Below are 24,048 nucleotides of genomic sequence, written 5' to 3'. Positions count from 1 at the left end.
TTACTCACCTGCAAGATCTTTCACGAATTTCGGTAGTACAAAAGCTGCTTTGTGAAGCTCTTTCGTGTAGTACTTCGTATCGACTTCATGGAACTGCTCTTCTGGCACAGCAAGCGGATCGTGTTTCTTCGAACCGATTGTGAAGCACCATAGACCTGATGGATATGTTGGGATGTTCGCTGTGTATAGCTTTGTGATCGGGAAGATTTCCTTCACGTCGCTCTGTACTTGCTTGATCAAGTCCGCTTTGAACCACGGGTTGTCAGATTGTGCTACGAACAAGCCGTCTTCTTTAAGTGCTTTGTGGATCCCTGCATAGAAACCTTTTGTGAACAGGTCAACAGCTGGGCCCATTGGTTCTGTAGAATCGACCATGATGACGTCGTATTCGTTTTCTGATTTTGCGATGTGCATGAAGCCGTCACCAACGATGACTTCTACACGTGGGTTGTCGAGTTCCCCAGCAATCTCAGGAAGGTATTTTTTCGAGTATTCGATTACTTTTCCATCTATATCAACTAACGTCGCTTTTTTGACTTTTGGGTGCTTCATCACTTCACGAATAACCCCACCGTCTCCTCCACCAACGACTAATACGTTTTCTGGGTTCGGGTGTGTGAATAATGGCACGTGCGCCACCATCTCGTGATAGACAAACTCGTCTTTTTGAGACGTCATGACCATGCCATCAAGGAACAACATGTTGCCCCACTCAGCTGTTTCCGCCATCTCTAAGAACTGCCACTCTGTCTGTTCAACGTGTAATGTTTTATTTATCTTCATCGTAATGCCGAAGTTTTCGGTTTGCTTTTCTGTATACCAGTTTCCGCTCATTTATCTATCTCCTTTCAACCTCAAAAAATTAAAATACAGACAAACTATACAGGTTTTTTCAAAAAGTGCAACTGTTTTTCGTTTAATCTGCCTGTTCCCTTTCCATACTAGAGGAAAGGGAGGGAATCGTCTATGAATCGTGAGCAGTTTCGCCGTAGAAAGAAACAAAAGTCCCGGTTTCGCAGACTGGTTCTAGCGAGCCTGTTTCGCATCTAAAATATAAAAAACCCCAAATGGTTTCCGGCCATTTGGGGTCGTGACGCCTGCTTTTACGAGCGTGTACGGGTATGCAAACTAGTAAAAGAGCGTCGTGTCCTAGCATTACAGTTACGTAAGCTTTAATTTCATTTTACTTTCTTTAAGCCCGAAATTCAACCGGATTTGAAATTGTCACAGTTTAGTCAGAACTTGTGAGTGCTTGTTTGAGTTCTTCTGGACTTCTTTCCCACATCGCTTCGTCATGAGAAATCAAGAAGTCGCGCAAAATCGTTTTCGAGCGCTCGTCTAAGTTTTCGAGTAAGAATTTCCGCTTCATGGACTTGTCCATACGGTTGACGTGGTCGGCTAACAGTTTGTAGCCACGGCGCTTTTCACGGTTAATGACCATTTCGCACGAAGCCATTCCTGCATAATACGGGCCTTGTGGCATCTGATCGATGGTCACCCAAACTAGCCAGTAGGGTTTGCCACCTTCCGAATCCTCACGATTGGTCGTGAATTTGATCCCACGCTCCGTGTCGCTTCGCGCGTGCATAGCTCCGACTTCGATGCGAGCTACCCCTTCTTCCACATCGATGATGACGGGAGAAACATTTTCTAATGAGAGCGATCCGATGCCGTAGCCTTTGTGGCCGTCTGTCGGATCATTTTTTATGATGGTAAAGCCGATTTTTTGTTTTGGTTTCTGTTCTTCTGACATATCGCCTCGCTCCTTCCTCTATGGTACGATAGCTATTAGTATACCGAACATCTGATGGAAGGAGGAAGAAAAATGCCATACGTGACAGTGAAAATGTTAGAAGGTCGCACAGACGAACAGAAACGCGCGCTTGTTGAGCGTGTGACAGCTGCCGTTACAGAAACAGTCGATGCCCCTGCTGAGAAAGTGGTCGTGTTCATCGAAGAGATGCCGAAAAACCACTACGCGGTAGCTGGAAAGCGTCTTTCAGATCAATAATCTTTAAACACAAAACGTACCGAGCTCCGTCACATCTTGTGGCCGAACCCGGTACGTTTTTTTAGCAATTATTCTGTTTAAGACTTTCAATAAAACCGAATGCTTCCTCAAATTCCTCGTCCGTGAAATTCAATTTCCCTTTCACGATATGTACCTTGTCAATCTGAGCGTCTCGCTCCAAATCATCAAAGTAAAACAGTGTCGCCACTAATTCTAAGAATCGAGATGATTTATGCTTCATCTCTTCAATGCATGTGGAAAATGAGTCAGTAAGTGGCGGAACGAGCTCCATGAAGGCGCTGCTTTCAGGCGTCGTCTGATAGGTGTACTGTGTGTATGCCCCTTTATCTTCTTTTTGCTCTGATAAAAAGCCCATGGTACACAGTTCTTCAATGCGAGCCGTCAGTTCCTCGGAATACGGGCCGTACATATGGAACTCATATTTTTCATGAACCGGATAGCCCAGTTTTTTGGCGATGTACATCATCTTCTGAAGTTTTTTACGTCCAGTGATGCCTTGTGCCTGTGCGACAAAGCGCACGATACTTGCATGGTCACGTAGCATGGTTACACCTCCTTCAGTCCTAATACGTCTCGGATGCGGCGCTCAGCAGGTGTGTTCCCGCGCAGGCGCTCTTCCGGAAAATACAGCTTATGGTCAGATCGTCGTTTACCTGAGACAGCTTCGACGATTTCAGATTGGCGTGACAGTTCTTTGATTTCGCCTGAAGGCATCAACAAATGGATTGGAATCCGTTCGCCTTCTTCTCCTGGACGGTAAAAGTCATAGGGTAAGTCAGACGACGAATCGAAGACGAGATAGTAGTCTGGGTCGATTCCCGCTTCACGGAACAGCTGCTCCAGTTCGCGCATCTTCATGAAATCTTTCGCTGGATCGAATTCAATGTACTGGAACAACTTGCGGTACATGAACCGAGAACAGAGGTCTGCTAAAATCGTATCCTCTTCTTTTGTCCATAGCTGGAAATACGTGAGCAAGACACTTTCATCTAGCGATACATAATCTTCGAGCGTGAACGTGCCATCGAAAAAGCTCTTAAAATGCGTCGGTTCATGTGCGAACTCGTAGCCTTCTTCACTCAGCTTTTTCGCACGGTGCAGGGCTTTCGTCAAAATTACTTCTGCACTGCGAGAGACGGGGTGAAAATAGACTTGCCAGTACATCTGGTAGCGACTCATGATGTAGTCTTCTACAGCGTGCATCCCGCTTGACTTGATGACGACTTGGTCTTCTCGTGGTCGCATGACGCGCAGGATCCGCTCCATGTCGAAGTGACCATAGCTCACCCCTGTGAAATAAGCATCTCGCTGGAGATAATCCATGCGGTCTGCATCGATCTGGCTTGAAATCAAGCTGACGACTTGTTTGTTTGGGTAGGTCTTGGCGATGACGTCTGCAACTTTTTGAGGGAAGTCCTCACTGACACGGCTCAAAATCTCGTGTACTTCGGTATTACCAAGCAAGATCGCTTGCGTGAAATTCTCGTGATCTAGCTGAAAGACGTTTTCAAATGCATGCGAGAACGGTCCGTGCCCGAGGTCATGAAGAAGCGCGGCACACAATACGACAAGACGCTCCGATTGGTCCCATTCCGGACGTCCTTCAAAGCTGTTGTCGATAATGCGGCGAACGATTTCATAGACTCCAAGTGAGTGGCTGAAGCGACTATGTTCGGCTCCGTGGAACACGAGATACGTCGTCCCGAGCTGACGAATCCGACGAAGACGCTGAAATTCCTTCGCTCCAATAACGTCCCAGATGACTTGGTCACGAATATGTATGTAACGGTGTACGGGATCTTTGAACACTTTTTCTTCTGCTAGTTTTTGCTGTGCATACGGAAGCATGCTTTCACCGTCTTTCTATGCTGTTCTCTCAGTATAAGGAAGTTTCTTTTTGAAAAAAAGGGTCTTCCGCACTGCTCTTCTATACCCTATTTGTTCGTGAACAAGGCCTCATTTCCCTTTAAAAAATAGAAACAGCCTGACAAAAAATCTCCGTCAGACTGTTAAGTGTTCGGCAGCATCCCTTGGGACTCTAGCTTGGCCACGATTTTTTCCATCAGTTCTTCTTCCGACAAAGCGGCTACGGGACGATTGTTGACGAATGTGAACGTCTTCTTCCGACCAGGTCCGCAGTAGGATTGGCATTCTTTTACTTCTATTTCAGCCTCCGGATCGAGGGCTTTTAATTTAGGAAGCAATGTTTTGAGATGGACGGCATCGCATTCAGTACAAACGCGGAAATGGTTTGCCATACTCTTCACAACCTTCTTTGATAGTGTGGAACTCGTTGTCATTGTAGCGCACGCCCTTGTTTTCTAGCAAGCGAAATTTCTGTGAATAAAAGTCTTCAAATCTGCCTATGCTAGATACTAGAACACAAGAGAAAAGAGGGATTTGAATGAGTAAACCACGTCAAGATGCTTGGCAACAAGAAGCGGACCTGTTACTTGCCGACATCGTACTCCGCCACATCCGAGAAGGCAGCACCCAATTGAACGCTTTCGAAGAAGCCGGTAACAAAATGAAGCGCACGGCAGCTGCTTGCGGTTTCCGCTGGAACGCGGTCGTCCGTCATGAGTTCGATGAGCAAGTCGCTGAAGCGAAAGAAGCCCGGAAAGAAAAACTGAAACTGCTCGGCAAAGTCTCTATTGCGGTTTAGATAGCATTTTCTGATTGCGCTCGAGTACTCGCGTCAGATACGACGTATACAGCTCCATCTCATCTTGCGCAAGAGATTGGATCCGAACATCGTCAGCGAGCGCTTGAATGGCTTGATAGCTTCGCACAACGAGGTCTTGGACGGTAAGTGGTAAGCCGGTCAGCTCAACTAAAGACGCCATCACTTCCGGACGTATGGCCGGATAGGTGAACTTCGTTGGCTCGCCCTGCAAGCCTCGCTCGTAGAACTCGCGCACAAGTTCTGCTCTCGCTGGACCGCTCCCTTCGACGCACAAATAGATCTGGACGGCGATTCCTTGACGGATGCGACGCTGCGAGATGCCAGCGAACTTTTTGCCGTCGATACTGAGGTCGTAATCTCCTGGACAATACGAACCGACAATTTCATAGGCTTCGATTTGATCCGCAACTTCTGGTAAAATCAAACGTACAAAATCGACCATCGCTTCGTAGCCGGCTGGAATATCAATAGACTCTTCATTCTCTGAAAAAACGAGTGACAGATTCAGCACGCCATCATCAAGCACAACCGCAAGGCCTCCTGAGTTTCGCACGATGGGTGTGAAGCCTTGTGTTCGCAAATACTCCATACCGTCTTCTAAGTACGGGAGACGGTGGTCTTGAATACCGAGCACAACGGTCTGGCGATGTACCCATGTCCGAAGCGTCGGCGGGGACAACTGCTGGCCAACGGCGTGACACAACGTATCATCAGCGGCAAACGATTCTAAAGCTGAACGGGACTGCGCACTGAGCGACTCGTCCCAAAAGCGCCACAATGGGCGTTGTAAAAGTTTCATGGGGCAACTACTTTCTTTCCATATCGATTCTACTGCAGACTTTGTGCAGCGGTTAAATAACTTAATTTATAGACGTCTTCTGCAGAACAGCCGCGGGACAGGTCGTTCACCGGTTGGTTCAACCCTTGTAGGATTGGCCCGATGGCTTCGAATCCACCAAGGCGCTCGGCAATCTTGTAGCCGATGTTTCCTGCTTCAAGTGAAGGGAACACGAAGACGTTCGCTTGACCGGCAACTTCCGAACCTGGTGCTTTCTTGGCCGCAATCGCAGGAACAAGACTCGCATCGAACTGGAGCTCGCCGTCTACTGACAAGTCAGGTGCTTTTTCTTTCACTAAAGCTAAGGCTGCTGATACTTTCTCTGTTTCTGGGGATACCGCAGAACCTTTTGTGGAGAACGACAACAACGCAACTTTCGGATCGATTCCAAAAGCCTTCGCCGTCTTAGCTCCTTCGACTGCAATCTCTGCTAAATCTTCGCTTGTCGGTGCAATCGTGATAGCACAATCTGCGAACACGTAACGCACGTCATCTTTTACCATGATGAACGCTCCGCTTGTCTTATTGATGCCTGGCTTCGTCTTGATGATCTGTAAAGCTGGACGAACGGTATCTGCTGTCGTGTGGGCGGCACCACTTACAAGGCCATGTGCTTTTCCTGTATAGACAAGTAGCGTACCAAAGTAATTGACTTGCTTCAATAACTCGCGGGCCTGCTCTTCTGTCGTCTTCCCTTTTCGACGTTCCACGAACGCTTCGACCAGTTCATCTAACTGTTCGTACGTTTCTGGATGGATGACTTGAATTCCACGTGCAGCAAGTTCTGGTGCATCGCCAATGACTATTGGCGTGATGATGCCTTCTTCGTGAAGACGAATGGCTGCTTCTTGAATACGAGGGTCGTCACCTTCAGGTAGTACGATGGTCTGATTATATGATTTTAAGGTGTCTTTAATTTGATCAATAAAATGCGTCATAGGGTTTCCTCCTCCGCTCTACTACTGCAAGAATACATGATTTTGCCACAGTTTGTCATGCCTTGTCATCGCTAGGATAGAAAGGGCGGCAAGACATATGGTAAACTGAGAATGTTGAGAAGTACTAAAGGAGTGTTTAGATATGAACGAAGCAGCAATTACATTAGATGGCTGGTACGTATTGCATGATTTCCGCACAATGGACTGGTCCTCATGGAAACAACTACCGGCTGAAGAGCGCCAAGCGGCTACAGAAGAGTTTTTAGCGTTCTTAGACGAGATGCAACAAGTGGACGATGCAAAAGAAGGCGCACATGCTTTCTATACAGTTGTGGGTCAAAAAGCAGACTTCATGCTTATGACGCTACGTCCTACTATGGATGAGTTGAACGCAATCGAAAACCGCTTCAACAAATTGACGATTGCAGAATTCACGATTCCTGCTTATTCGTACGTTTCTGTAGTAGAATTATCGAACTACCTAGCAGGCGAATCAAACGAAGATCCATACCAAAACCCACATGTTCGTGCACGTCTATACCCAGAGTTACCACGCACGCAGTATGTCTGCTTCTACCCGATGGACAAGCGCCGTCAAGGAGACGACAACTGGTACATGCTTTCTATGGACGATCGCAAAACAATGATGCGCAGCCACGGAATGATCGGCCGCGGTTATGCTGGTAAGGTGAAACAAATCATCTCTGGCTCAATCGGTTTTGACGATTTCGAGTGGGGTGTAACATTGTTCTCGGACGACGTCCTTCAGTTCAAGAAGCTAGTATATGAAATGCGTTTTGATGAAGTAAGTGCACGTTATGGCGAGTTCGGTTCGTTCTTCGTAGGAACATACCTAGACAGCGACAAACGCAAAGAATTCTTTCAAGTTTAATTAGATATACTAAAAGGGAGTTTCTCATACTAATTGAGGAACTCCCTATCTTTATGTTCTATGAAGTGTAGGGGAAGCGTTCCGCGGGCGCGGGCTGAGCCTCGGTCTCAGCTTCCGCTTTTAATCCCGCTGGAGTCACCCCTACACTTTTTTTAATTATGTTGATCCAACTACTTTTTGTTCCTAAATTCAATTACTACCCAACTTCTCATGGTTTTATAAAGAAGATTTGGCAACTGCTACGATTAGCATTACCCAGCCTACTAAAAACGCTACGCCACCGATTGGTGTGATGGCACCCAAGATCCCAACGCCGCTAAGCGCGAGCGCGAAAAGACTGCCTGAGAAAATAATAATTCCAACTAAAATGGCATAGCCTGCCGTCGATAAGGCACCGCTTGTTCCCAGCAAGTTCGGGTGCATCAAGATAGCAATCGCAATCAATGCGACCGCGTGGAACATCTGATACTGAACCGCCGTTTCCCAAATAGCGAGATACTTCTCGGATAGACGTTCTTTCAGTGCATGCGCCCCAAAGGCTCCTAATGCTACTGATAAAAAGCCATTAATGGCTCCTGCGATTAAAAACAACTTCACTACAATTCCTTCTTTCTATTAAAAATCAAACAACGAATCTCCGTTGGCGTCGTCTTCTTCAAAGCGTTTGCCGCTTAACGGGACACTTGGTGTGACTGGTGCGTTCACTTGCGCAGGAACTGCTTGGACAGGTTGTGACGTCGCTACACTCTGCGAAGGTGTCGGCCCAGTCGCCAATCCTACATCACAAAGCGCTTTAATAGCCGCAAAACACTCGCGTCGCTCTGCGTCACTTGTCGCCACTTGGAGTCGCTGTGTATACGTTTGAATTTGTGCTGCTACTTGTTGATAACTGATCATGTCTGTCGACTCCTTTTCACCGTTTCATGCTAGCGCAGTTACCGGCAAAAATCAATTGGGGACTGTCCCCATCCTTCTAGTTGCTGATTGATTTTCGAATACGGTTTGCTTCCAAAGAAGCCTCGAGAAGCACTCAATGGACTTGGGTGCACCGATTCGATAATCACGTGCTTGTCGGTGTCAATTAGCGCCTTCTTTGTTTGGGCAGGTCGTCCCCATAACACGAAGATGACAGGTTCGTCTTTATCGGAGACGGCACGTATTACGGCGTCCGTGAACTCTTCCCAGCCCCAGCCTTTATGCGAATGGGCATTGCCCTGTTCGACCGTCAGTACCGTGTTGAGAAGTAACACACCTTGAGCCGCCCAACTGCGAAGATCTCCTGTATTTCGTTTGCAACCAAGATCCGCTTGTAACTCCTTATACATGTTGCGAAGGGATGGTGGCAGCGGCGTACCGGGTTGAACGGAAAAGCTCAGACCGTGTGCTTGACCGGGACCGTGATACGGATCTTGCCCGAGAATAACTACGCGAACATCATCGAATGGAGTGTATTTCAAGGCATTTAATACATCATCCCACTTCGGAAAAATGGTCTTCTGTTTATATTCTTCCTCTAATCGCTCTTTTAAGAACAGAAAATACGGAGCTTCCCATTCATCTGCGAGTACTTCTTTCCATTTCGGCATCCACTCACTCCTCGAATTCGATTGTGACCTCGTACTCTACTAGTTGGAACATATCTTGCAAGACTTTCTCGGCGTTGGTTTCGGCTAATTCAAGTAATCCTTGAGTTTTAGCTTCCTCTAACATTAACTCTTGCGCTTCAGCAGCTAAATCATACGCTTCGGATAAATCAAGTTTGTCACTTAATAGCCCTTCATAGGATAAGGCTTGAACTTGTTCCATAAACAAAGTTGGTTCTCCCAAAACTTTTGGTTTAGGAACCTTAAGATTGGCAGTTTTCTCTTCTTCATTTATTTCTATATCATTTTCTGAGATATCCGAGAAATCAATACCAGCTTGTACTTTTCCAGGGAAAATGATGAGAATTTGACGACTTGTACCTGGTATCTTTATATCTGAAAATAAAGTTTTATAATCTTCTTTTTCAATAACAGACTTTAAATAAGCCTCAGCAGTGACCAAATCTTCTTTTTCCTGTAGGCGTTCCACGAAAGCAGCCTTTTGTTCAAAGCTTTTGCTTCCTAATGAAAAGTTCATCAGCTCGTTAGTCTTACTTAAAATAAAAGCAATTGATACCAAAACTAGAGCAAAAGCAAGCCATTTCAAAGCATTCCCTGGGAGTGTAAAACTCCTGTGACGAGTTGGTTCTGCATATGTAGCGGCAGTCTCATCTTTTTTACTTCTAGTTAAGCGTCCTTTAGAGTTTTCTTTCTCTTTCGACATAATCTCATCTCTTTCCACATTTTTCTTTTACTTTAACAAATTTTCCTAACTGGTACATCTATTATTGGCGTGATAGGATGGCAAGAGAGGTGAAATTATGTCAGATTTACGATTTCGAGAGAAACTTCGTCAAGTAGAAAAGGCTGCGACTACTAGTGATCAAGTGCCTGAGAAAGCCAAGCGAGTTGGCGTTTTAATAGTCTTCGCATTTGCCCTTCTATTGATTGTAGGGTTGCTAACGCTTGCTGTACTTGCCGCCATCGGTTCTAGTTACGGAACGGCTATCTTCCTCACCGTTATCGGTATAGGGCTAGCTTTTATCGTCTGGAATGTCTACCGGGCGCCGAAGCTTCCTTAATGGAAATTCGGTGAGAGTCTGATACAATGAAACATAGAAATTTAGGAAATTGGGGGAACTAGCATGGCTATCAAGAAAACTCTTACAATTGCAGGATCCGATACTTCAGGTGGTGCAGGAATCCAAGCGGACTTGAAAGCATTCCAAGAACATGGCACGTACGGTATGACGGCTCTTACTGTAGTCGTTACAATGGACCCAGACAACGGCTGGAGCCACGGCGTATACTCACTTCCAACTGATGTGTTGAAGTCTCAGATCAAGACGGCTCTTTCTACAGGAGTAGACGCGATCAAGACGGGAATGTTGAGCACAGAAGAAATCATTGAAATCGCAGGGAATGCGATTCAACAAGCTGGCGTTGAGAACGTCGTCATCGACCCGGTAATGGTATGTAAAGGTGAAGACGAAGTATTGAACCCAGGTACTGTCGGCGCGATGATCGAGTACTTGTTACCACACGCTAAAGTCGTGACACCGAACTTGTTCGAAGCTGGTCAACTTTCTGGCCTTGGCGCTTTGAAGACAATCGAAGACATGAAAGCTGCTGCTCAAAAGATTCATGAGTTAGGCGCGAAGAACGTCATCATTAAAGGCGGTAAACAGTTGAAACACGAGAAGGCTGTTGACTTGTTCTTTAACGGCGAGACTTTCACTCTTCTTGAAACAGAAAAAACACCAACGACTTACAACCACGGTGCTGGATGTACATTCGCTGCTTCTATTACAGCGAACTTGGCAAATGGCATGTCTGTAGAAGATGCCGTATTTGAAGCAAAAGAGTTCGTCTCAGCTGCTATTAAAAATGGTTGGAAACTGAACGAGTACGTAGGGCCAGTTCTTCACGGTGCGAAAAGCATTCACGGTGCACCAGAAGTAACAACAACTCAAGTTTAATTACACTAGAGCCTGCAGCAGCAGGCTTTTTCTATCGAATGCATAAGGAGGTCTCCCATGGAAACTGTACAACCCACAATCTTACAACAGCATCTCGACCGCTTTGCCGGAGAAGATGTCTTTATCCATCTAGAAACAACAAATGGCGCTTATGCGAACCATTTTAACGAAGAAGTCTTCAATGCCGGCGCCTTTATTCGGAACGTCCAGCTCCGCTACGAACTAGCGAAAGTGGTGGGCGACTCTCCTCACCGTGTCGGCCTCAAGCTGCCAAACGGCTGGGTCTACGCACAAGGAATCACCCATTTTGAAATCGATGAACATGACCGTCTGTTAATGGCAGGTCATGATTTTAGTGGAAAGCTTGCGGTCGCATTGCAGATCAGCCGCACGCCATTCGCTTATTAAGGAGGAAGATGAAATGACTATTCCACACGAAGAAGCTGTCCTCGTCATCTTCCCACACCCAGATGACGAAGCATTTGGTGTCTCAGGCACCATTTCAACGTATATTAAACAAGGTACACCCGTAACTTACGCTTGCTTGACTCTAGGCGAGATGGGCCGCAATCTGGGGAATCCCCCTTTTGCAACTCGTGAGTCCTTGCCTCAGATTCGCAAAAAGGAACTTCAAGCTTCAGCAGACGCTATGGGCTTGAAAGACCTTCGTATGATGGGTCTGCGCGACAAGACGATTGAATTCGAAGATGACAATAAGATGGTACAGCTCGTTCAAGATTTGATTGACGATGTGAAGCCTTCTTTGATCATCACGTTCTATCCGGACTATTCGGTTCACCCGGACCACGAAGCGACAGCTCGTGCCGTGTCACGTGCTGTGTACCGCATGCCACAAGAACAGCGTCCGAAAATCTACGCAGTAGCATTTTCAAACGCAACGAAAGACGATTTGGGCGAGCCACACGTCATCCACGACATCACAGAAGCTCGCGAACAAAAGATGGGCGCTATGCGTGCGCACATCTCACAAACGGCTTGGATGTTAGAAGAAATGGAAAAGCGCTTGGCTGACGGGGAACCAGAAGCAGAGAATTGGCTCCACTTCGAGCGTTTTTACATTTACGATGTTGAAACTAGTAAGTATCAGTAAGACCTGATCAGATGCTTGCCACTGGCAGGCATCTTTTATTTTTTTGAGATTTTTTTCGATTTCATTCGGCGTCTGAACTATATTCAAAAATTCTGTATATTCATTCAATATTATGCACTTTAGCGCTATAAAGTATGTATATAAATTGAATAGTTCGAATAGACAAAATAGTTCTATTTTACTAACATAAAGTAAATTTTTCGCCATTTTTCCTATAAAATCAGTAGTTTTCCGGCTTCGTTCCAGTATCTTACATAGACATTTGTAAGCGCTTTTCGTATGATAAGTTCACGGTTTCGCCGTATTTTTGTACATAAAGGAGACTTCCCATGAAAAAGAAATTTTCTCTTTCCACATGGTTGTTATTTTTAATCCCTTCCATCGTGGGTGTAGTACTATTTATGATTCCCCTTCCTGACGGAGACGTCATGCGCGTGCCGATCGCGTCACTTGCTAACATCCTGGCTGGTTTCTTGGCGCCTGTCATTCAGTGGATTGCTTTGATCACCGTTGCCATCGCAGCAATCGGTTCGTTGCTTTACATCGCGCGACCAAAAGACGATTCTTTTGGTGCAAGTCTATTTAAAGTGACACCATTTTGGCTTGTAGTCCGCTTAGTAGCTCTTGTTTACGCTATTATGATTATCTTCCAAGTGGGACCAGAAGTGGTTTGGAGCGATATCACGGGTGGTTTCTTACTTGAGCCAACTGAAGGTCTTGTATCCTTCTTGTTCACGATTTTCTTGTTCGCAGGTCTTTTCTTACCATTGCTTTTAAACTTCGGTTTACTTGAATTCTTCGGTGCGCTGCTTGTAAACGTTATGCGTCCATTGTTCCGCTTACCTGGTCGCTCAGCAGTTGATGCCGTGACTTCTTGGGTCGGTGACGGCACAATCGGAGTATTATTAACAGCTCGTCAATACGAAGAAGGTTTCTATACGAAGAAAGAAGCCGCTATCATCGGAACTACGTTTTCTGTCGTGTCTATTACATTTAGTATCGTCGTCATCGAAGAAATCGGTCTTGGCAGCTACTTCTTGCCATTCTATGCGACTGTAATCTTCGCTGGAGTCGTTCTTGCTTTGATCATGCCTCGTATCTACCCTCTTCGTGGAAAACCAGAAGAATATGTAGATGGGCAACCACTTGATTTAAGCCGTGAAGAATTACCAGACCATCACTCTGTAGTTTCTTATGGTCTTGAAAATGCTTTAAAGAAAGCAGATGCCAACCGTTCTATCTCTAAATTCTTTAAAGACGGAATTCGTACGGTCATTGATATGTACATTGGTGTGGCACCTGTCGTCCTTGCCTTCGGTACGACGGCATTGATGCTAGCTGAGTTTACACCATTTTTTACGATTTTAGGAAAACCGTTTGAGCCACTTCTTATGCTAACAGGTATGCCTGAAGCATCTGAAGCAGCAGCGACGATGGTCGTCGGTTTCGCAGATATGTTCTTACCAGCGATTTTAGGTGCAGGTATCGAATCGGAAATGACTCGTTTCTTCATCGCGACAATGTCTGTCACTCAGTTGATCTACATGTCAGAAGTCGGTGGCTTGTTACTTGGTTCGAAGATTCCTGTAAATTTCAAAGACTTACTGATCATCTTCTTACTTCGTACAATCATCGCGTTCCCAATCATTGCGGTTGTTGCGCACATTTTATTTTAATAGCTAACAAAAATGAGGCCCTCGTCGGGGCCTCATTTTTATTACACTAACTGTTGTTTCGCACGTAGTTGCTTGAACATATCGCGAGTCATCGCATCTAAGTCATACTTCGCTTGGAAGCCCCATTCATCACGAGCTGCCGTTGCGTCAATTGAATCTGGCCAGCTGTTGGCAATCGCTTGGCGCACAGGATCCACGTCATAAGAAAGCTTGAATTCTGGAATCTCTTTGCGAATCGAAGCCGCAAGCATTTCCGGGTCAAAGCTCATTGCTGTCACGTTGAATGCGTTGCGGTGGATTAGTTTCGTAGGATCCGCTTCCATCAAGTCAACGATTGCTTGCAGCGCATCTGACATGTACATCATGTCCATGAATGTGCCTTTGTCGATGTAAGATGTGTAAGCTCCGTCTTCTAGCGCTTTGTAATAAATGTCGACTGCATAGTCCGTCGTTCCGCCACCTGGCAATGTCTCATATGAGATCAGGCCTGGAAAACGAACACCGCGAGTATCAACGCCGAACTTTTGGTAGTAGTAGTCACATAGCAGTTCACCAGATACTTTGTTGACTCCGTACATCGTCGTAGGACGCTGTAAAGTGTCTTGTGGTGTGTTCACTTTTGGAGTCGAAGGACCGAATGCCCCAATCGAGCTCGGTGTGAAGAACTGCATGTTCTCTTCACGAGCCACTTCTAGCGCGTTCACAAGACCGCCCATGTTGATGTTCCATGCAAGTAATGGCTTTGCTTCTGCAGTTGCGGAAAGTAGTGCTGCCATGTGCATCATCGTGTCTGCCCCGAAGTCTTTGGCGATGCGGTGCATTTCTTCTGCATTCGTCACATCGAGGATTTCGAAAGGACCTTGCTCAACAATCGGGCTGTCCGTGCGGCGAATGTCTGTAGCTAGTACATTGTCGTTGCCATATTCTTTGCGAAGCTTTGTGATGAGCTCTGAACCGATTTGGCCAAGGGCGCCGGTGATCATGATTTTCTTCATTTCATTTCGCTCCTTATTTACAGTTGTATTTTTGGACAGGACATTATAGTAGTATAGAACATTGATATGAGTATGTTTTTACATAACGTATTATAGTATGTTCTTTCCACAGAAACAACACTAAGATGTGGAAAACGCCGTTCTAGAAATCTTGTAAAAATCGGGCGTGTCTGTAGAGGCGCTCTTTGCCTCTATGGATGCGACCGATTTTTGCGGGGATTTCTGGCGTTTGCAGCTCGATTCGATAAGATGTGGAAAACGCCTCTCCTTTTGATGGGTTGAGCGGTCGTTCTGGAGCATTAGAGAGGCTTTCTTCTGCATGAAGGATTTCTTCTTCTACAAGAAGCAGGATTTCTTCTGCAAGGAGCTGAATCCTTTAAACGAAAATCGCATCAGTCGAAAGGAACCTCAAATTTGCGTAAAAGACTTTTGAATTTGCCGAATAGAATTCCAAATTTGTCGAAAAGAACCCACAATTTGTCGAAGAACGAGCGCTCACCTCCCCCCAACCCCAAACAAAAAACCCCCGCGCCGGGAGATTCCTCTCCAGTCGCAGGGGTTCAAATCTATTTAGCTAATAACGCCAAGCTCTTTTCCGACTTTCTCGTAAATCGCAAGTGCGTCGTCAAGCATTTCTTTCGTGTGGGCAGCTGTTGGCATGTTGCGCACACGACCTGTTCCTTTAGGGACAGTTGGGAAGACGATCGATTTTGCGTAGACGCCTTCTTCTGCTAAACGTTTCGAGAACTGTTGCGTCAGCTTCTCATCACCAATGATGGTTGGTGTGATCGGTGTCTCCGAGTGCCCGATGTCAAAGCCCAATTTCTCAAGACCGGCTTTGAAGTAGTTGCCGTTGTCCCAAAGCTTGTCGTGAAGCTCTGTAGAATCCAGAAGCATCTGTACAGCTGCTGTGATAGCAGCTACGTCGCCTGGTGGAAGAGCCGTCGAGAACAAGAATGGACGTGAGCGAACTTTCAACCAGTCAATCAGTTGTTTCGAACCTGCTACATATCCGCCGACAACTCCAATAGCTTTTGAAAGCGTACCGATTTGGAAGTCGATTTCTTTTTCGAGACCGAAGTGTTTTACAGTCCCTTTCCCTTTACCCATAACGCCAGAACCGTGCGCGTCATCGACGTAAGTGATCAAGTCGAACTCGCGAGCAATCTCCACGATTTCAGGAAGCTTTGCAAGATCGCCGTCCATAGAGAACACGCCATCCGTGATGACCATGATCTTGTTGTATTGGCCAGATTCTTTCGCTTCTTTTGCTTTCGCGCGAAGGTCATCCATGTCGTTATGCTTGTATGCGATGATTTTCGCACGAGACAAGCGGCAGCCATCGATGATCGACGCATGGTTCAACTGATCTGATAAGATTGCATCGTTCTTGTCCATAACTGCAGAAATAGCGGCCATGTTGCAATTGAAACCAGACTGATACGAAATCGCGGCTTCTGTTCCTTTGAACTCAGCAAGTTTTTCTTCAAGCTTTACGTGAAGGTCAAGCGTTCCGTTGATTGTACGCACAGCACCAGCACCGACTCCGTATTTGTCTGTTGCTTCTTTAGCGATGCGCTTCAACTCGTCGTTTGTCGCAAGGCCTAAGTAGTTGTTTGAAGATAAGTTGATCAGGTCTTTACCGCCGACCTTGATGATTGGACCATTTGGACCTTCTACCGGATCGATTTCGTTGTAGAGACCTTGGTCCTTCAATTCGTTTAAGTTTAGTTCTAAAAATGAATCAAGTGATTTAGACATGTTCTTCTTCCTTTCCTAGCTGGAATAAAACGTTCAGTAGTAGTGTATCATTTATGGCCCGGTTTTGCCTTCACATCAAACGGTTCTTGTGAAAGCTTTTCAATCAGCTTCTCAACAGCTGGTAGCGTGTAGTGCACCAATTGACCGAGTCCAAACGCAATCAGGAAGGTTCCGACACCAAGAGGTCCACCGAGCAGCCACCCAATCAAAGCGACGCCCATCTCCATCGACGTCCGAATCGTCTTGACCTTCGCCCCTGTCTTTTCCACAAGGAGAATCATGATTGAATCTCGAGGTCCCGCACCTACGCGAGCTGCTACGTAGGTTCCTGCACCAATTCCCATGACGATGACGCCTAACACGAAGAGCACAGTCTTCGCAACGACCGTCTCTGGGTCGGGTAGCACCCAGTTATAAAAATCGATGAACGCACCAATCAGTAAAATATTGAGCCAAGTCCCAAGGAGCGGGATGCGTTTTTCAAACACTACCACAATTGCAATTAGTGCGAAGCCCATTAAGATAGACCACGTTCCAATCGTTAAGCCAAATAGCTGAAACAGTGCCACATGGAGGACGTCCCATGGCCCAATTCCTAAATAGTCTCCTTTAATCGTCAACGTTATGCCGAGCGCCATCAACAGAAGTCCAATCAAATAGACACTCCAGCGCACGATGTAATTCTTTCTCACAGTAACCCTTCTTTCTCACACACTCCTCTAAGTATACGACATGAGGTCAAGCCCCGGATATGGTAAGATAGGGACACATGAAGGAGAGATACTAGTATGAAAAAAGTAGTTTTAGCAGAAAAACCATCTGTCGCCCGCGACATCGCCCGTGTCCTGAAATGCACGAAAAAAGGGAACGGCTTTTTAGAAGGCGACAAGTATATTGTAACGTGGGCACTCGGCCACCTAGTGACCCTTGCAGACCCTGAAACATACGACAACAAATACAAGTCGTGGAATTTAGAAGACTTACCTATGATGCCGGATAAACTCAAACTGACGGTCATTCGCCAGTCGAGCAAGCAGTTCCATGCTGTGAAAGCCCAGCTCGAGCGAAATGACGTGGACGGTTGGATCATAGCAACAGATGCTGGCCGTGAAGGCGAACTGGTCGCTCGTTGGATCTTTGCAAAAGTGAAAGCCAAGAAACCGATTCAGCGACTTTGGATCTCGTCTGTTACAGACAAAGCCATCAAAGACGGCTTCGCGAAACTGCAACCGGGTCAAAAATACGAGAACCTCTATCACGCAGCAGTAGCTCGCTCAGAAGCGGACTGGTATGTCGGACTTAATGCGACACGTGCACTTACGACTCGCTTTAACGCACAGCTCTCAGCTGGACGCGTACAGACACCAACAGTCGCCATCATTGCTGCTCGTGAAGAAGAAATCAAAAATTTCACTCCGAAGACGTATTACGGTATTCAAGCCATCACGAAAGAAGGGTTGACGCTGACGTGGCGCGACGCGAAGTCTGGTGCGAGCCGTTCCTTTGATGCAGCGAAAATTAAAGAGTTAGTGGCAGCGGTCGATAACCAACAAGCCGTCATTACAGCGCTCGATGTGAAAAAGAAAAAGACCTACTCTCCTGCTCTCTATGACCTGACAGAACTGCAGCGCGACGCCAACAAACGATTCGGCTTCTCTGCTAAAGAGACGCTCAGCACGATGCAGAAGCTCTATGAACAACATAAAGTGCTGACGTATCCGCGGACAGATTCACGTTACCTATCAAGCGATATCGTGCCGACACTTGCGGAACGTTTGAAGGCTTGTGCAGTCAGCGATTACCGTTCGATTGCGAACAAGATTTTGACGAAACCGATTAAAGCATCTAGTTCGTTTGTAAACGATGCTAAAGTATCCGATCACCACGCCATCATCCCAACGGAAGAGCCTGTGAACTTAAGTGCGATGAATGACAAGGAACGCAAGATCTATGACCTCGTAGTCAAGCGGTTCCTAGCCATCCTCATGCCTGCTCACGAATTCGAACAGCTTACGGTCGTGACTCAAGTTGGCAAAGAAGAATTTGTAGCGAAAGGAAAAACGGTTCTTCAACAAGGCTGGCATGAAGTAATGAATAATCACGAAGACGAAGAAGATGAAGTTGCAGAACAGACTTTGCCGAAGCTCGAAAAAGGGCAGAAGCTCACTATCGATTATGTACGTGAGACATCTGGGCAAACTAAGCCCCCTGCTCGTTTTACGGAAGCGACACTTCTGTCTGCGATGGAAAACCCAAGTGGTTATTTAGAAGACTCGAACAAGCAGCTCGCCGATACACTCAAAAAGACTGGCGGTCTCGGAACCGTGGCGACACGCGCCGATATTATCGAGAAACTGTTCAATTCGTTCTTGATTGAAAAACGAGGAAAAGATTTGCATGTGACGTCTAAAGGAAAGCAGCTTCTCGACCTTGTCCCGCAAGATTTGCGTTCTCCTGAGATGACAGCAGAGTGGGAAATGCAACTTGAGGCCATCGCTACTGGGAAGAAGAAAAAAGAGGCATTCATCCAAGAGATGAAGCAGTACACTCAGAAAATCGTACAAGAGATCAAATCGAGCGACGCAAAGTTCAAGCACGATAATATCTCGTCCAAATCGTGTCCAGACTGCGGCAAGCCAATGCTTGAAGTGAACGGCAAAAAAGGCAAAATGCTTGTCTGTCAGGACCGCGAATGTGGCCACCGCAAGAATGTATCGCGCGTCACGAACGCTCGCTGCCCTCAATGTAAAAAGAAACTTGAATTACGTGGTGAAGGCGATGGCCAGATCTTCGTATGTAAGTGTGGTCACCGTGAGAAGTTATCCGCGTTTGAAGCACGCCGCAAGCAGCAAGGTACCGGAAAAGCGGATAAACGAAGTGTGCAGAAGTACATGAAAGAACAGCAAAAAGACGAGCCGGTGAACAATGCGCTTGCAGAGGCATTGAAGGGCTTGAAGTTTGATTAATGATATAGAAAAGCCAGGAGAGCAATCGGCCTCCTGGCTTTTTCGTATTATTGATTCTTCATGGAGGAGATCCGTTCCTGCGCTTTCTCCATCTCTTTCACTGGAGGCGCCAGCGACACGAGTGTGTCTCCCGCTTTCAATGTCAACTTTCGTTTCGTTGCCCAGAACTTGACCGTCCCGTCTTCACGCTTAATGTATAGTAACAAGCTGTCCTGTGGACGCGTCTTGAAATAATCATCTTCTGTGAATTTGTCCGTCAATGTTGTCTTCCGGATCACATGTCCGCGGACAATTCGTGAATTCAGCGTATAAATGTCTGCTTGCTCGTCAAACAGGACAATGCCACCTAGCGACGGATGGTACTCTTCTTTATCCGCTCGATAGGGCGCCGTTTGGAACAACATCTCCCGACCGATTTCAGGGATAAAGTTTGATGAAATCAAGGCGTTGTAAGCGTCCGTCTCCGTCGCCGCTATCATTATTGGATACGGTGCAAAATCCAGAGTGTACTCTGTTTGTTCCGAAAGGATATCGCCACGGTACGTAGGAATTCCTAACTTTCTAGCAAATCGCAGGTGTTCCCATGAACTGTCGACGATCAATGTCTCGACTCCATCTTTTTTCAAAGATTCCCCAAGCTTCGCTGAAAATTCGGTCCCCCCCACAATCAGAACTCCAGGTCGATCGGAAGCAGCAAGATCGAGCTTCTTTGCGAGCCAACCAATTGAAAATCCATGGAACACAACAGTAGAGAATACAAGCGCAAATGTGAGAGCCGTCAAAATATCTGCATCTTGATAGCCATTCTCCGTTAACACGCCTGCAAAGTACCCAGATACAGTTAGCGCCACAATTCCACGAGGGGCAATCCAACCAAGTAGCGCCTTTTCCTTCCAGTGAAGGTCCGTTCCAATAGTAGCGACCCAAATCGATAAGGGCCGCACGACGAACAACATCGCTGCAACAAATACGATGATACCCCAGTCAAAGATGGCTAGTAACGTCTCCGCTTGCAACGACGCCGTCAGCATAACAAAAATCGAGGAAATCAATAATACGGAGATATTTTCTTTAAAGTGGCGAATATCGTTGATGGATGCGATATGCATGTTTGCCATCATAATCCCCATAGCTGTGACGGCTAGTAAGCCAGTCTCATGCATCACCAAATCTGAAACGACGAAGACAAGCAGCACTACAGCAAATAGGACAGGGGCTTTCAAATACTCCGGAATCATCCCGCGCTCCAGCATCTTCCCTTGTCCCCAGCCGACTCCAATACCAAGTAGTGTCGCAAAAATAGACGCTCCAAAGAACAGTAGAAATTCTTCAAGAGTAATGGTACCGCCAGCAAATTTAATAAACTCGTAAGCAAAGACGGCTAGTAAGGCACCAAATGGGTCTACAACAATTCCTTCCCACTTTAGAATTGCGGCAGGACGTGCCTTGAGCTTTGCCTGTCTAAGAAGCGGCAAAATTACTGTTGGTCCCGTCACGATGAACAAGCCCCCAATAATGAAAGCCACTTCTAATGACAAGCCAGCCAAGAAATGTGCCGCAAGGGAACCTCCTATCCACGCAATAAACGCTCCGAGTGTCACGACACGCGTCAGCGGCTTACTAAACGTCTTCACTTCTCGAAAATCCAAATTCAAACTGCCTTCAAACAAAATGATGGCGACAGCGAGGGAAATTAATGGATTGAACAGCTCTCCGAGACTTGCTTCTGGGTTAATCAGACCAAATACCGGTCCGACGAGCAAGCCGACAATCGACATGATGACGATGGCAGGCATACGAAATCTCCAAGCGAGCCACTGAGAAAAGATTCCCAGAAAAATAATGACCATTAACACAACTAATAATGAATCCAGAATTTCCACTCTCCTTTCGCATAGTTTCTTAATTCGTTCATAGAGTGAATTATAGAGGAAAAAGGAGGATGAATGCTATAAAAATTGCCTATCTTTTCGATCTGGCCATAGAAATGACTGGCTATGCAATCCAGCGTGCGGAATTTTCCAGCGCCACTTTACTCAAGCCATCCATTTTTTGTTAAAGCACCACTTGCCTTCCATGCTGCTTTCACTACGTACTCGACGCAGCCTGAGCTTCACCGCCTCCTATCCGATTACGAACCCACACTGGTCACTCGAGATGCGGGACGTTCCACTCGTGAAGAGATTCAATTTCTCCAATTGCTTGGTAGCCGGGTAGCTGTTATAGATGACTCTGGTGACGGCGCCATGTATGCCGACCTTCAGTTGCAGACCCTCTACATTGATGGAAGTCGTCCTATATGATGCGCTGCTCAGTCGCAAAAAAGAGCAACTCGAAAAGTTTGCCGGCACCTTACGTCCTGAAGACCTTCTCCTTGAATTCCAGACACTTGCCGAACTTCGGGAATTCACATCCTAGTGGGTAGTGTGGTAAACTAGAGGGTAGATTGTCACGAAAAGGAAGTAATTAGATGACGAAGCATGAGCTTGAACAACAAATCGCTGAACTGAAGATGGACTATGTGCGCCTCCAAGGGGACATGGAAAAGCTTGAATCGACGGGTCATCCCGCGATGCTCGAAAAAGCGGAGCAACGACTCGCCGCAATGGAAGCCCAGTTACAGGAATTGAACGAAGCGCTCGCTAAGATCTAATTAGCGAGTTTTTTTATTTTAGATGTGGAGAACGCCGCTCTAGAAATTTTGTAAAAATCAGGCGTGCCCGTTGAGGTGCTTTTTGCCTCGGTTGGTGCGACTGATTTTTGCGGGGATTTCTGGCGTTCGCAACTCGATATCGTTTTAGATGTGTAAGGCGTTTGGTCAGAAATGCTTCGGAAATCAGGCGTGCCCGTTGAGGTGCTTTTTGCCTCTATAGGTGCGAACGATTTTTGAATGTATTTCTAACGCCTGCAACTCGATATCGTTAGATGTGGAGAACGCCGCTCTAGAAATCACGCTACACTTGTACAGCAAGTCATGGAAACTATATTGTAAGGATCGAGGAACCAACCATGAGTTTATTAACAGTAGATAATTTAGGACACTCCTTTGGAGACCGTACCCTATTTAAAGATGTATCATTTCGTTTGGTCGAAGGCGAACATGTCGGTTTAGTCGGCGCAAACGGCGTCGGAAAATCCACGATGATGTCAATCATTACAGGAGAGCTCGTCCACGATACAGGACGCGTAGAATGGCTGCCAGGTACGCATTACGGCTACTTAGATCAGCATACGCGCTTGCAACCAGGCCGTTCGATGATGGACACATTGCGTGATGCGTATTTGCCACTTTATGAAAAAGAAGCGAAGATGAATGACATCGGGATGCAGATGGCGGAAGCTTCGCCAGAAGAGCTGGAGCAGTTGCTCGATGAAATGGCAGAGATTCAAGATGCTCTAGACGCTGGAGACTTCTACACACTTGATATGAAAATCGAAGAGGTTGCACGAGGTCTAGGTCTAGATGCAATTGGTCTTGATAAACGAGTAGATGCCTTGTCAGGTGGACAACGCACAAAAGTATTGCTCGCTAAATTGCTTTTAGAAAAACCAAAAGTTCTCTTGCTCGATGAACCTACCAACTATTTAGACGAAGAGCACATCAACTGGCTTGCGAACTATTTAAAGAACTATCCGCATGCGTTCATGCTGATCTCCCACGATACCGAGTTCATGAACAGCGTGACGGACGTCATCTTCCACCTGGAATTCTCGAAGTTGACACGCTACACAGCGACTTATGAAAAATTCATCGAGCTTGCGGAGCTTCACAAACGCCAGCACATCGATGCTTATGAGAAACAACAAGATTTCATCAAGAAGCAAGAGCAGTTCATCGCGAAGAATAAAGCGCGTTACTCGACGACAGGTCGTGCAAAATCTCGTCAGAAACAACTCGACCGTATGGAACGAATCGACCGTCCAGAGACGGCACAAGACGCGCAATTCAGCTTCAAAGAAGCTCGCGGTTCTAGCCGTTATGTAGTAGAAGCAGATCACTTGGTCATCGGATATGACAAGCCTCTTCTTCCTCCACTAACTTTCACAGTTGAACGCGGCGAGAAGATTGCCTTAGTTGGAATGAACGGTGTCGGGAAATCGACGCTTCTGAAGACAATGCTCGGTAAGATTCCTGCCCTTGACGGGAAAGTCGCTCGCGGAGACTTCTTAGTTCCTGCTTACTTTGAACAAGAAGTGAAAGCCGGAAATGTTACTCCAATCGACGACGTCTGGGGAACATTCCCAAGCATGGATCAACACCAAGTGCGTGCAGCTCTAGCTCGTACAGGTTTGAAAAACGACCATATCTCACGCCCTCTTTCAAGTTTAAGTGGAGGAGAACAAGCAAAAGTTCGTCTGTGTAAGTTGATGCTGGATGAAAGTAACTGGATGCTATTCGATGAGCCGACGAATCACTTGGACGTTCAAGCAAAAGCAGAACTCAAACGTGCGATGCAAGAATACAAAGGCACGATTGTACTTGTCTCTCACGAACCTGATTTTTACGAAGGCCTTGTTACGAAGGTGTGGAATGTAGAGGAATGGTTCTCGACAGGCGAAGAATTTGTTGAAGAACGCACAGAAAAATAAG

26 protein-coding genes and 1 pseudogene are annotated in these 24,048 nt (G+C 46.4%); 12 read left to right on the top strand and 15 right to left on the bottom strand.

Annotated features, from left to right (window positions below; translation table 11 throughout):
* Positions 1–834 (bottom strand): polyamine aminopropyltransferase, encoded by an 834-nt coding sequence (gene speE, locus CF394_RS10705; protein WP_094943574.1) that lies wholly within the window; start codon positions 832–834, stop codon positions 1–3.
* Positions 835–1,231: 397 nt separating this feature from the next.
* Positions 1,232–1,753 carry a YwhD family protein gene (locus CF394_RS10700; RefSeq protein WP_094943572.1) on the bottom strand — a complete coding sequence of 174 codons (522 nt, stop codon included), beginning with the start codon at positions 1,751–1,753 and terminating at the stop codon, positions 1,232–1,234.
* A gap of 72 nt (positions 1,754–1,825) precedes the next feature.
* On the opposite strand from CF394_RS10700, the gene thmT reads away from it, so the two are divergent.
* Positions 1,826–2,011 carry a 2-hydroxymuconate tautomerase gene (gene thmT, locus CF394_RS10695; RefSeq protein ID WP_094943571.1) on the top strand — a complete coding sequence of 62 codons (186 nt, stop codon included), beginning with the start codon at positions 1,826–1,828 and terminating at the stop codon, positions 2,009–2,011.
* 61 nt (positions 2,012–2,072) lie between these two features.
* On the opposite strand, the gene CF394_RS10690 is transcribed toward thmT, so the two are convergent.
* The 3 genes from CF394_RS10690 to CF394_RS10680 form a co-directional block, all read right to left on the bottom strand.
* Positions 2,073–2,576: a YwgA family protein gene (locus CF394_RS10690; RefSeq protein ID WP_094943569.1), complete on the bottom strand. Its 504-nt coding sequence runs from the start codon at positions 2,574–2,576 to the stop codon at positions 2,073–2,075.
* A 2-nt stretch (positions 2,577–2,578) separates the two neighbouring features.
* Complete coding sequence (locus CF394_RS10685) at positions 2,579–3,880, bottom strand: HD domain-containing protein (RefSeq protein ID WP_094943568.1); 1,302 nt, start codon at positions 3,878–3,880, stop codon at positions 2,579–2,581.
* A 161-nt stretch (positions 3,881–4,041) separates the two neighbouring features.
* Entirely contained in the window at positions 4,042–4,290 is a 249-nt protein-coding gene (locus CF394_RS10680) for a YuzB family protein (RefSeq protein ID WP_094943566.1), read from the bottom strand.
* A gap of 146 nt (positions 4,291–4,436) precedes the next feature.
* Here CF394_RS10680 and CF394_RS10675 point away from each other — a divergent pair.
* Positions 4,437–4,676 (top strand): annotated as a pseudogene (locus CF394_RS10675) (RsfA family transcriptional regulator); the annotation flags it as partial.
* Between the two features lie 7 nt (positions 4,677–4,683).
* Here the strand turns inward: CF394_RS10675 and lipL are convergent.
* Positions 4,684–5,517: an octanoyl-[GcvH]:protein N-octanoyltransferase gene (gene lipL / locus CF394_RS10670; RefSeq protein WP_094943563.1), complete on the bottom strand. Its 834-nt coding sequence runs from the start codon at positions 5,515–5,517 to the stop codon at positions 4,684–4,686.
* A gap of 29 nt (positions 5,518–5,546) precedes the next feature.
* On the bottom strand, positions 5,547–6,494 hold the full coding sequence (gene pta, locus CF394_RS10665; protein ID WP_094943562.1) for a phosphate acetyltransferase: 948 nt from the start codon (positions 6,492–6,494) through the stop codon (positions 5,547–5,549).
* A 142-nt stretch (positions 6,495–6,636) separates the two neighbouring features.
* Here pta and hemQ point away from each other — a divergent pair, with 142 nt between their 5' ends.
* Entirely contained in the window at positions 6,637–7,386 is a 750-nt protein-coding gene (gene hemQ, locus CF394_RS10660; protein ID WP_094943560.1) for a hydrogen peroxide-dependent heme synthase, read from the top strand.
* Between the two features lie 216 nt (positions 7,387–7,602).
* Here hemQ and CF394_RS10655 read toward each other — a convergent pair whose 3' ends face one another.
* From CF394_RS10655 to CF394_RS10640, 4 genes are read right to left on the bottom strand one after another with little or no spacing between them, the layout of a single operon-like run.
* Positions 7,603–7,983: a DUF423 domain-containing protein gene (locus tag CF394_RS10655; protein ID WP_094943559.1), complete on the bottom strand. Its 381-nt coding sequence runs from the start codon at positions 7,981–7,983 to the stop codon at positions 7,603–7,605.
* Positions 7,984–8,001: 18 nt separating this feature from the next.
* Positions 8,002–8,283, bottom strand: a complete 282-nt coding sequence (locus tag CF394_RS10650) for a YwdI family protein (RefSeq protein WP_094943557.1) — start codon at positions 8,281–8,283, stop codon at positions 8,002–8,004.
* 38 nt (positions 8,284–8,321) lie between these two features.
* Positions 8,322–8,972, bottom strand: a complete 651-nt coding sequence (locus CF394_RS10645) for a uracil-DNA glycosylase (RefSeq protein WP_094943556.1) — start codon at positions 8,970–8,972, stop codon at positions 8,322–8,324.
* Positions 8,973–8,976: 4 nt separating this feature from the next.
* Complete coding sequence (locus CF394_RS10640) at positions 8,977–9,693, bottom strand: DUF4230 domain-containing protein (RefSeq protein WP_094943554.1); 717 nt, start codon at positions 9,691–9,693, stop codon at positions 8,977–8,979.
* 97 nt (positions 9,694–9,790) lie between these two features.
* On the opposite strand from CF394_RS10640, the gene CF394_RS10635 reads away from it, so the two are divergent.
* The 5 genes from CF394_RS10635 (at position 9,791) to CF394_RS10615 (ending at position 13,735) form a co-directional block, all read left to right on the top strand.
* A complete protein-coding gene (locus tag CF394_RS10635; RefSeq protein ID WP_094943553.1) occupies positions 9,791–10,051 on the top strand; it encodes a hypothetical protein in 261 nt (86 codons plus the stop codon).
* 63 nt (positions 10,052–10,114) lie between these two features.
* Entirely contained in the window at positions 10,115–10,948 is an 834-nt protein-coding gene (thiD, locus tag CF394_RS10630) for a bifunctional hydroxymethylpyrimidine kinase/phosphomethylpyrimidine kinase (protein ID WP_094943551.1), read from the top strand.
* 57 nt (positions 10,949–11,005) lie between these two features.
* Positions 11,006–11,356: a YojF family protein gene (locus CF394_RS10625; RefSeq protein WP_094943550.1), complete on the top strand. Its 351-nt coding sequence runs from the start codon at positions 11,006–11,008 to the stop codon at positions 11,354–11,356.
* A 13-nt stretch (positions 11,357–11,369) separates the two neighbouring features.
* Entirely contained in the window at positions 11,370–12,059 is a 690-nt protein-coding gene (gene bshB2, locus CF394_RS10620) for a bacillithiol biosynthesis deacetylase BshB2 (RefSeq protein ID WP_094943548.1), read from the top strand.
* Between the two features lie 329 nt (positions 12,060–12,388).
* Positions 12,389–13,735 (top strand): YjiH family protein, encoded by a 1,347-nt coding sequence (locus CF394_RS10615; protein ID WP_094943547.1) that lies wholly within the window; start codon positions 12,389–12,391, stop codon positions 13,733–13,735.
* Positions 13,736–13,776: 41 nt separating this feature from the next.
* Here CF394_RS10615 and CF394_RS10610 read toward each other — a convergent pair whose 3' ends face one another.
* The 3 genes from CF394_RS10610 to CF394_RS10600 all read right to left on the bottom strand — a co-directional run bounded on the left by CF394_RS10610 (position 13,777) and on the right by CF394_RS10600 (position 17,183).
* Entirely contained in the window at positions 13,777–14,730 is a 954-nt protein-coding gene (locus CF394_RS10610) for an L-threonine 3-dehydrogenase (RefSeq protein ID WP_094943545.1), read from the bottom strand.
* A 570-nt stretch (positions 14,731–15,300) separates the two neighbouring features.
* On the bottom strand, positions 15,301–16,491 hold the full coding sequence (locus CF394_RS10605) for a glycine C-acetyltransferase (protein WP_094943544.1): 1,191 nt from the start codon (positions 16,489–16,491) through the stop codon (positions 15,301–15,303).
* A gap of 47 nt (positions 16,492–16,538) precedes the next feature.
* Complete coding sequence (locus CF394_RS10600) at positions 16,539–17,183, bottom strand: YczE/YyaS/YitT family protein (RefSeq protein WP_094943542.1); 645 nt, start codon at positions 17,181–17,183, stop codon at positions 16,539–16,541.
* A gap of 96 nt (positions 17,184–17,279) precedes the next feature.
* Between CF394_RS10600 and CF394_RS10595 the strand changes: the two genes are divergently transcribed.
* On the top strand, positions 17,280–19,457 hold the full coding sequence (locus CF394_RS10595) for a DNA topoisomerase III (RefSeq protein WP_094943541.1): 2,178 nt from the start codon (positions 17,280–17,282) through the stop codon (positions 19,455–19,457).
* A 47-nt stretch (positions 19,458–19,504) separates the two neighbouring features.
* Here CF394_RS10595 and CF394_RS10590 read toward each other — a convergent pair whose 3' ends face one another.
* The gene (locus tag CF394_RS10590; protein WP_341476737.1) at positions 19,505–21,340 is read right to left on the bottom strand and encodes a cation:proton antiporter; all 1,836 of its coding nucleotides are present in this window, start codon (positions 21,338–21,340) and stop codon (positions 19,505–19,507) included.
* Between the two features lie 114 nt (positions 21,341–21,454).
* On the opposite strand from CF394_RS10590, the gene CF394_RS10585 reads away from it, so the two are divergent.
* The 3 genes from CF394_RS10585 to abc-f all read left to right on the top strand — a co-directional run bounded on the left by CF394_RS10585 (position 21,455) and on the right by abc-f (position 24,047).
* A complete protein-coding gene (locus CF394_RS10585; RefSeq protein WP_094943538.1) occupies positions 21,455–21,760 on the top strand; it encodes a hypothetical protein in 306 nt (101 codons plus the stop codon).
* A gap of 167 nt (positions 21,761–21,927) precedes the next feature.
* The gene (locus CF394_RS10580; protein WP_094943536.1) at positions 21,928–22,110 is read left to right on the top strand and encodes an SE1832 family protein; all 183 of its coding nucleotides are present in this window, start codon (positions 21,928–21,930) and stop codon (positions 22,108–22,110) included.
* A gap of 356 nt (positions 22,111–22,466) precedes the next feature.
* Complete coding sequence (gene abc-f, locus CF394_RS10575; protein ID WP_094943535.1) at positions 22,467–24,047, top strand: ribosomal protection-like ABC-F family protein; 1,581 nt, start codon at positions 22,467–22,469, stop codon at positions 24,045–24,047.
* Position 24,048: the final 1 nt, after the last annotated feature.

This window comes from Tetzosporium hominis (assembly GCF_002265435.1).
In the GTDB taxonomy this organism is placed as follows: Bacteria; Bacillota; Bacilli; order Bacillales_A; family Planococcaceae; genus Chryseomicrobium; species Chryseomicrobium hominis.
The sequence above is the reverse complement of the archived record's forward strand: the minus strand, read 5'-3'. Positions and strand labels throughout refer to the sequence as shown.

What these genes read in the sequence shown, in the direction of transcription:
- CF394_RS10700 (WP_094943572.1), bottom strand. Translation starts at nt 1,753, where the DNA reads ATGTCAGAAGAACAGAAACCAAAACAAAAAATCGGCTTTACCATCATA.
- thmT (WP_094943571.1), top strand. Translation starts at nt 1,826, where the DNA reads ATGCCATACGTGACAGTGAAAATGTTAGAAGGTCGCACAGACGAACAG.
- lipL (WP_094943563.1), bottom strand. Translation starts at nt 5,517, where the DNA reads ATGAAACTTTTACAACGCCCATTGTGGCGCTTTTGGGACGAGTCGCTC.
- bshB2 (WP_094943548.1), top strand. Translation starts at nt 11,370, where the DNA reads ATGACTATTCCACACGAAGAAGCTGTCCTCGTCATCTTCCCACACCCA.
- CF394_RS10650 (WP_094943557.1), bottom strand. Translation starts at nt 8,283, where the DNA reads ATGATCAGTTATCAACAAGTAGCAGCACAAATTCAAACGTATACACAG.
- CF394_RS10640 (WP_094943554.1), bottom strand. Translation starts at nt 9,693, where the DNA reads ATGTCGAAAGAGAAAGAAAACTCTAAAGGACGCTTAACTAGAAGTAAA.
- CF394_RS10610 (WP_094943545.1), bottom strand. Translation starts at nt 14,730, where the DNA reads ATGAAGAAAATCATGATCACCGGCGCCCTTGGCCAAATCGGTTCAGAG.
- CF394_RS10615 (WP_094943547.1), top strand. Translation starts at nt 12,389, where the DNA reads ATGAAAAAGAAATTTTCTCTTTCCACATGGTTGTTATTTTTAATCCCT.
- hemQ (WP_094943560.1), top strand. Translation starts at nt 6,637, where the DNA reads ATGAACGAAGCAGCAATTACATTAGATGGCTGGTACGTATTGCATGAT.
- CF394_RS10680 (WP_094943566.1), bottom strand. Translation starts at nt 4,290, where the DNA reads ATGGCAAACCATTTCCGCGTTTGTACTGAATGCGATGCCGTCCATCTC.
- speE (WP_094943574.1), bottom strand. Translation starts at nt 834, where the DNA reads ATGAGCGGAAACTGGTATACAGAAAAGCAAACCGAAAACTTCGGCATT.
- CF394_RS10690 (WP_094943569.1), bottom strand. Translation starts at nt 2,576, where the DNA reads ATGCTACGTGACCATGCAAGTATCGTGCGCTTTGTCGCACAGGCACAA.
- thiD (WP_094943551.1), top strand. Translation starts at nt 10,115, where the DNA reads ATGGCTATCAAGAAAACTCTTACAATTGCAGGATCCGATACTTCAGGT.
- CF394_RS10605 (WP_094943544.1), bottom strand. Translation starts at nt 16,491, where the DNA reads ATGTCTAAATCACTTGATTCATTTTTAGAACTAAACTTAAACGAATTG.
- CF394_RS10645 (WP_094943556.1), bottom strand. Translation starts at nt 8,972, where the DNA reads ATGCCGAAATGGAAAGAAGTACTCGCAGATGAATGGGAAGCTCCGTAT.
- CF394_RS10580 (WP_094943536.1), top strand. Translation starts at nt 21,928, where the DNA reads ATGACGAAGCATGAGCTTGAACAACAAATCGCTGAACTGAAGATGGAC.
- CF394_RS10635 (WP_094943553.1), top strand. Translation starts at nt 9,791, where the DNA reads ATGTCAGATTTACGATTTCGAGAGAAACTTCGTCAAGTAGAAAAGGCT.
- pta (WP_094943562.1), bottom strand. Translation starts at nt 6,494, where the DNA reads ATGACGCATTTTATTGATCAAATTAAAGACACCTTAAAATCATATAAT.
- CF394_RS10595 (WP_094943541.1), top strand. Translation starts at nt 17,280, where the DNA reads ATGAAAAAAGTAGTTTTAGCAGAAAAACCATCTGTCGCCCGCGACATC.
- CF394_RS10585 (WP_094943538.1), top strand. Translation starts at nt 21,455, where the DNA reads ATGCAATCCAGCGTGCGGAATTTTCCAGCGCCACTTTACTCAAGCCAT.
- abc-f (WP_094943535.1), top strand. Translation starts at nt 22,467, where the DNA reads ATGAGTTTATTAACAGTAGATAATTTAGGACACTCCTTTGGAGACCGT.
- CF394_RS10625 (WP_094943550.1), top strand. Translation starts at nt 11,006, where the DNA reads ATGGAAACTGTACAACCCACAATCTTACAACAGCATCTCGACCGCTTT.
- CF394_RS10685 (WP_094943568.1), bottom strand. Translation starts at nt 3,880, where the DNA reads ATGCTTCCGTATGCACAGCAAAAACTAGCAGAAGAAAAAGTGTTCAAA.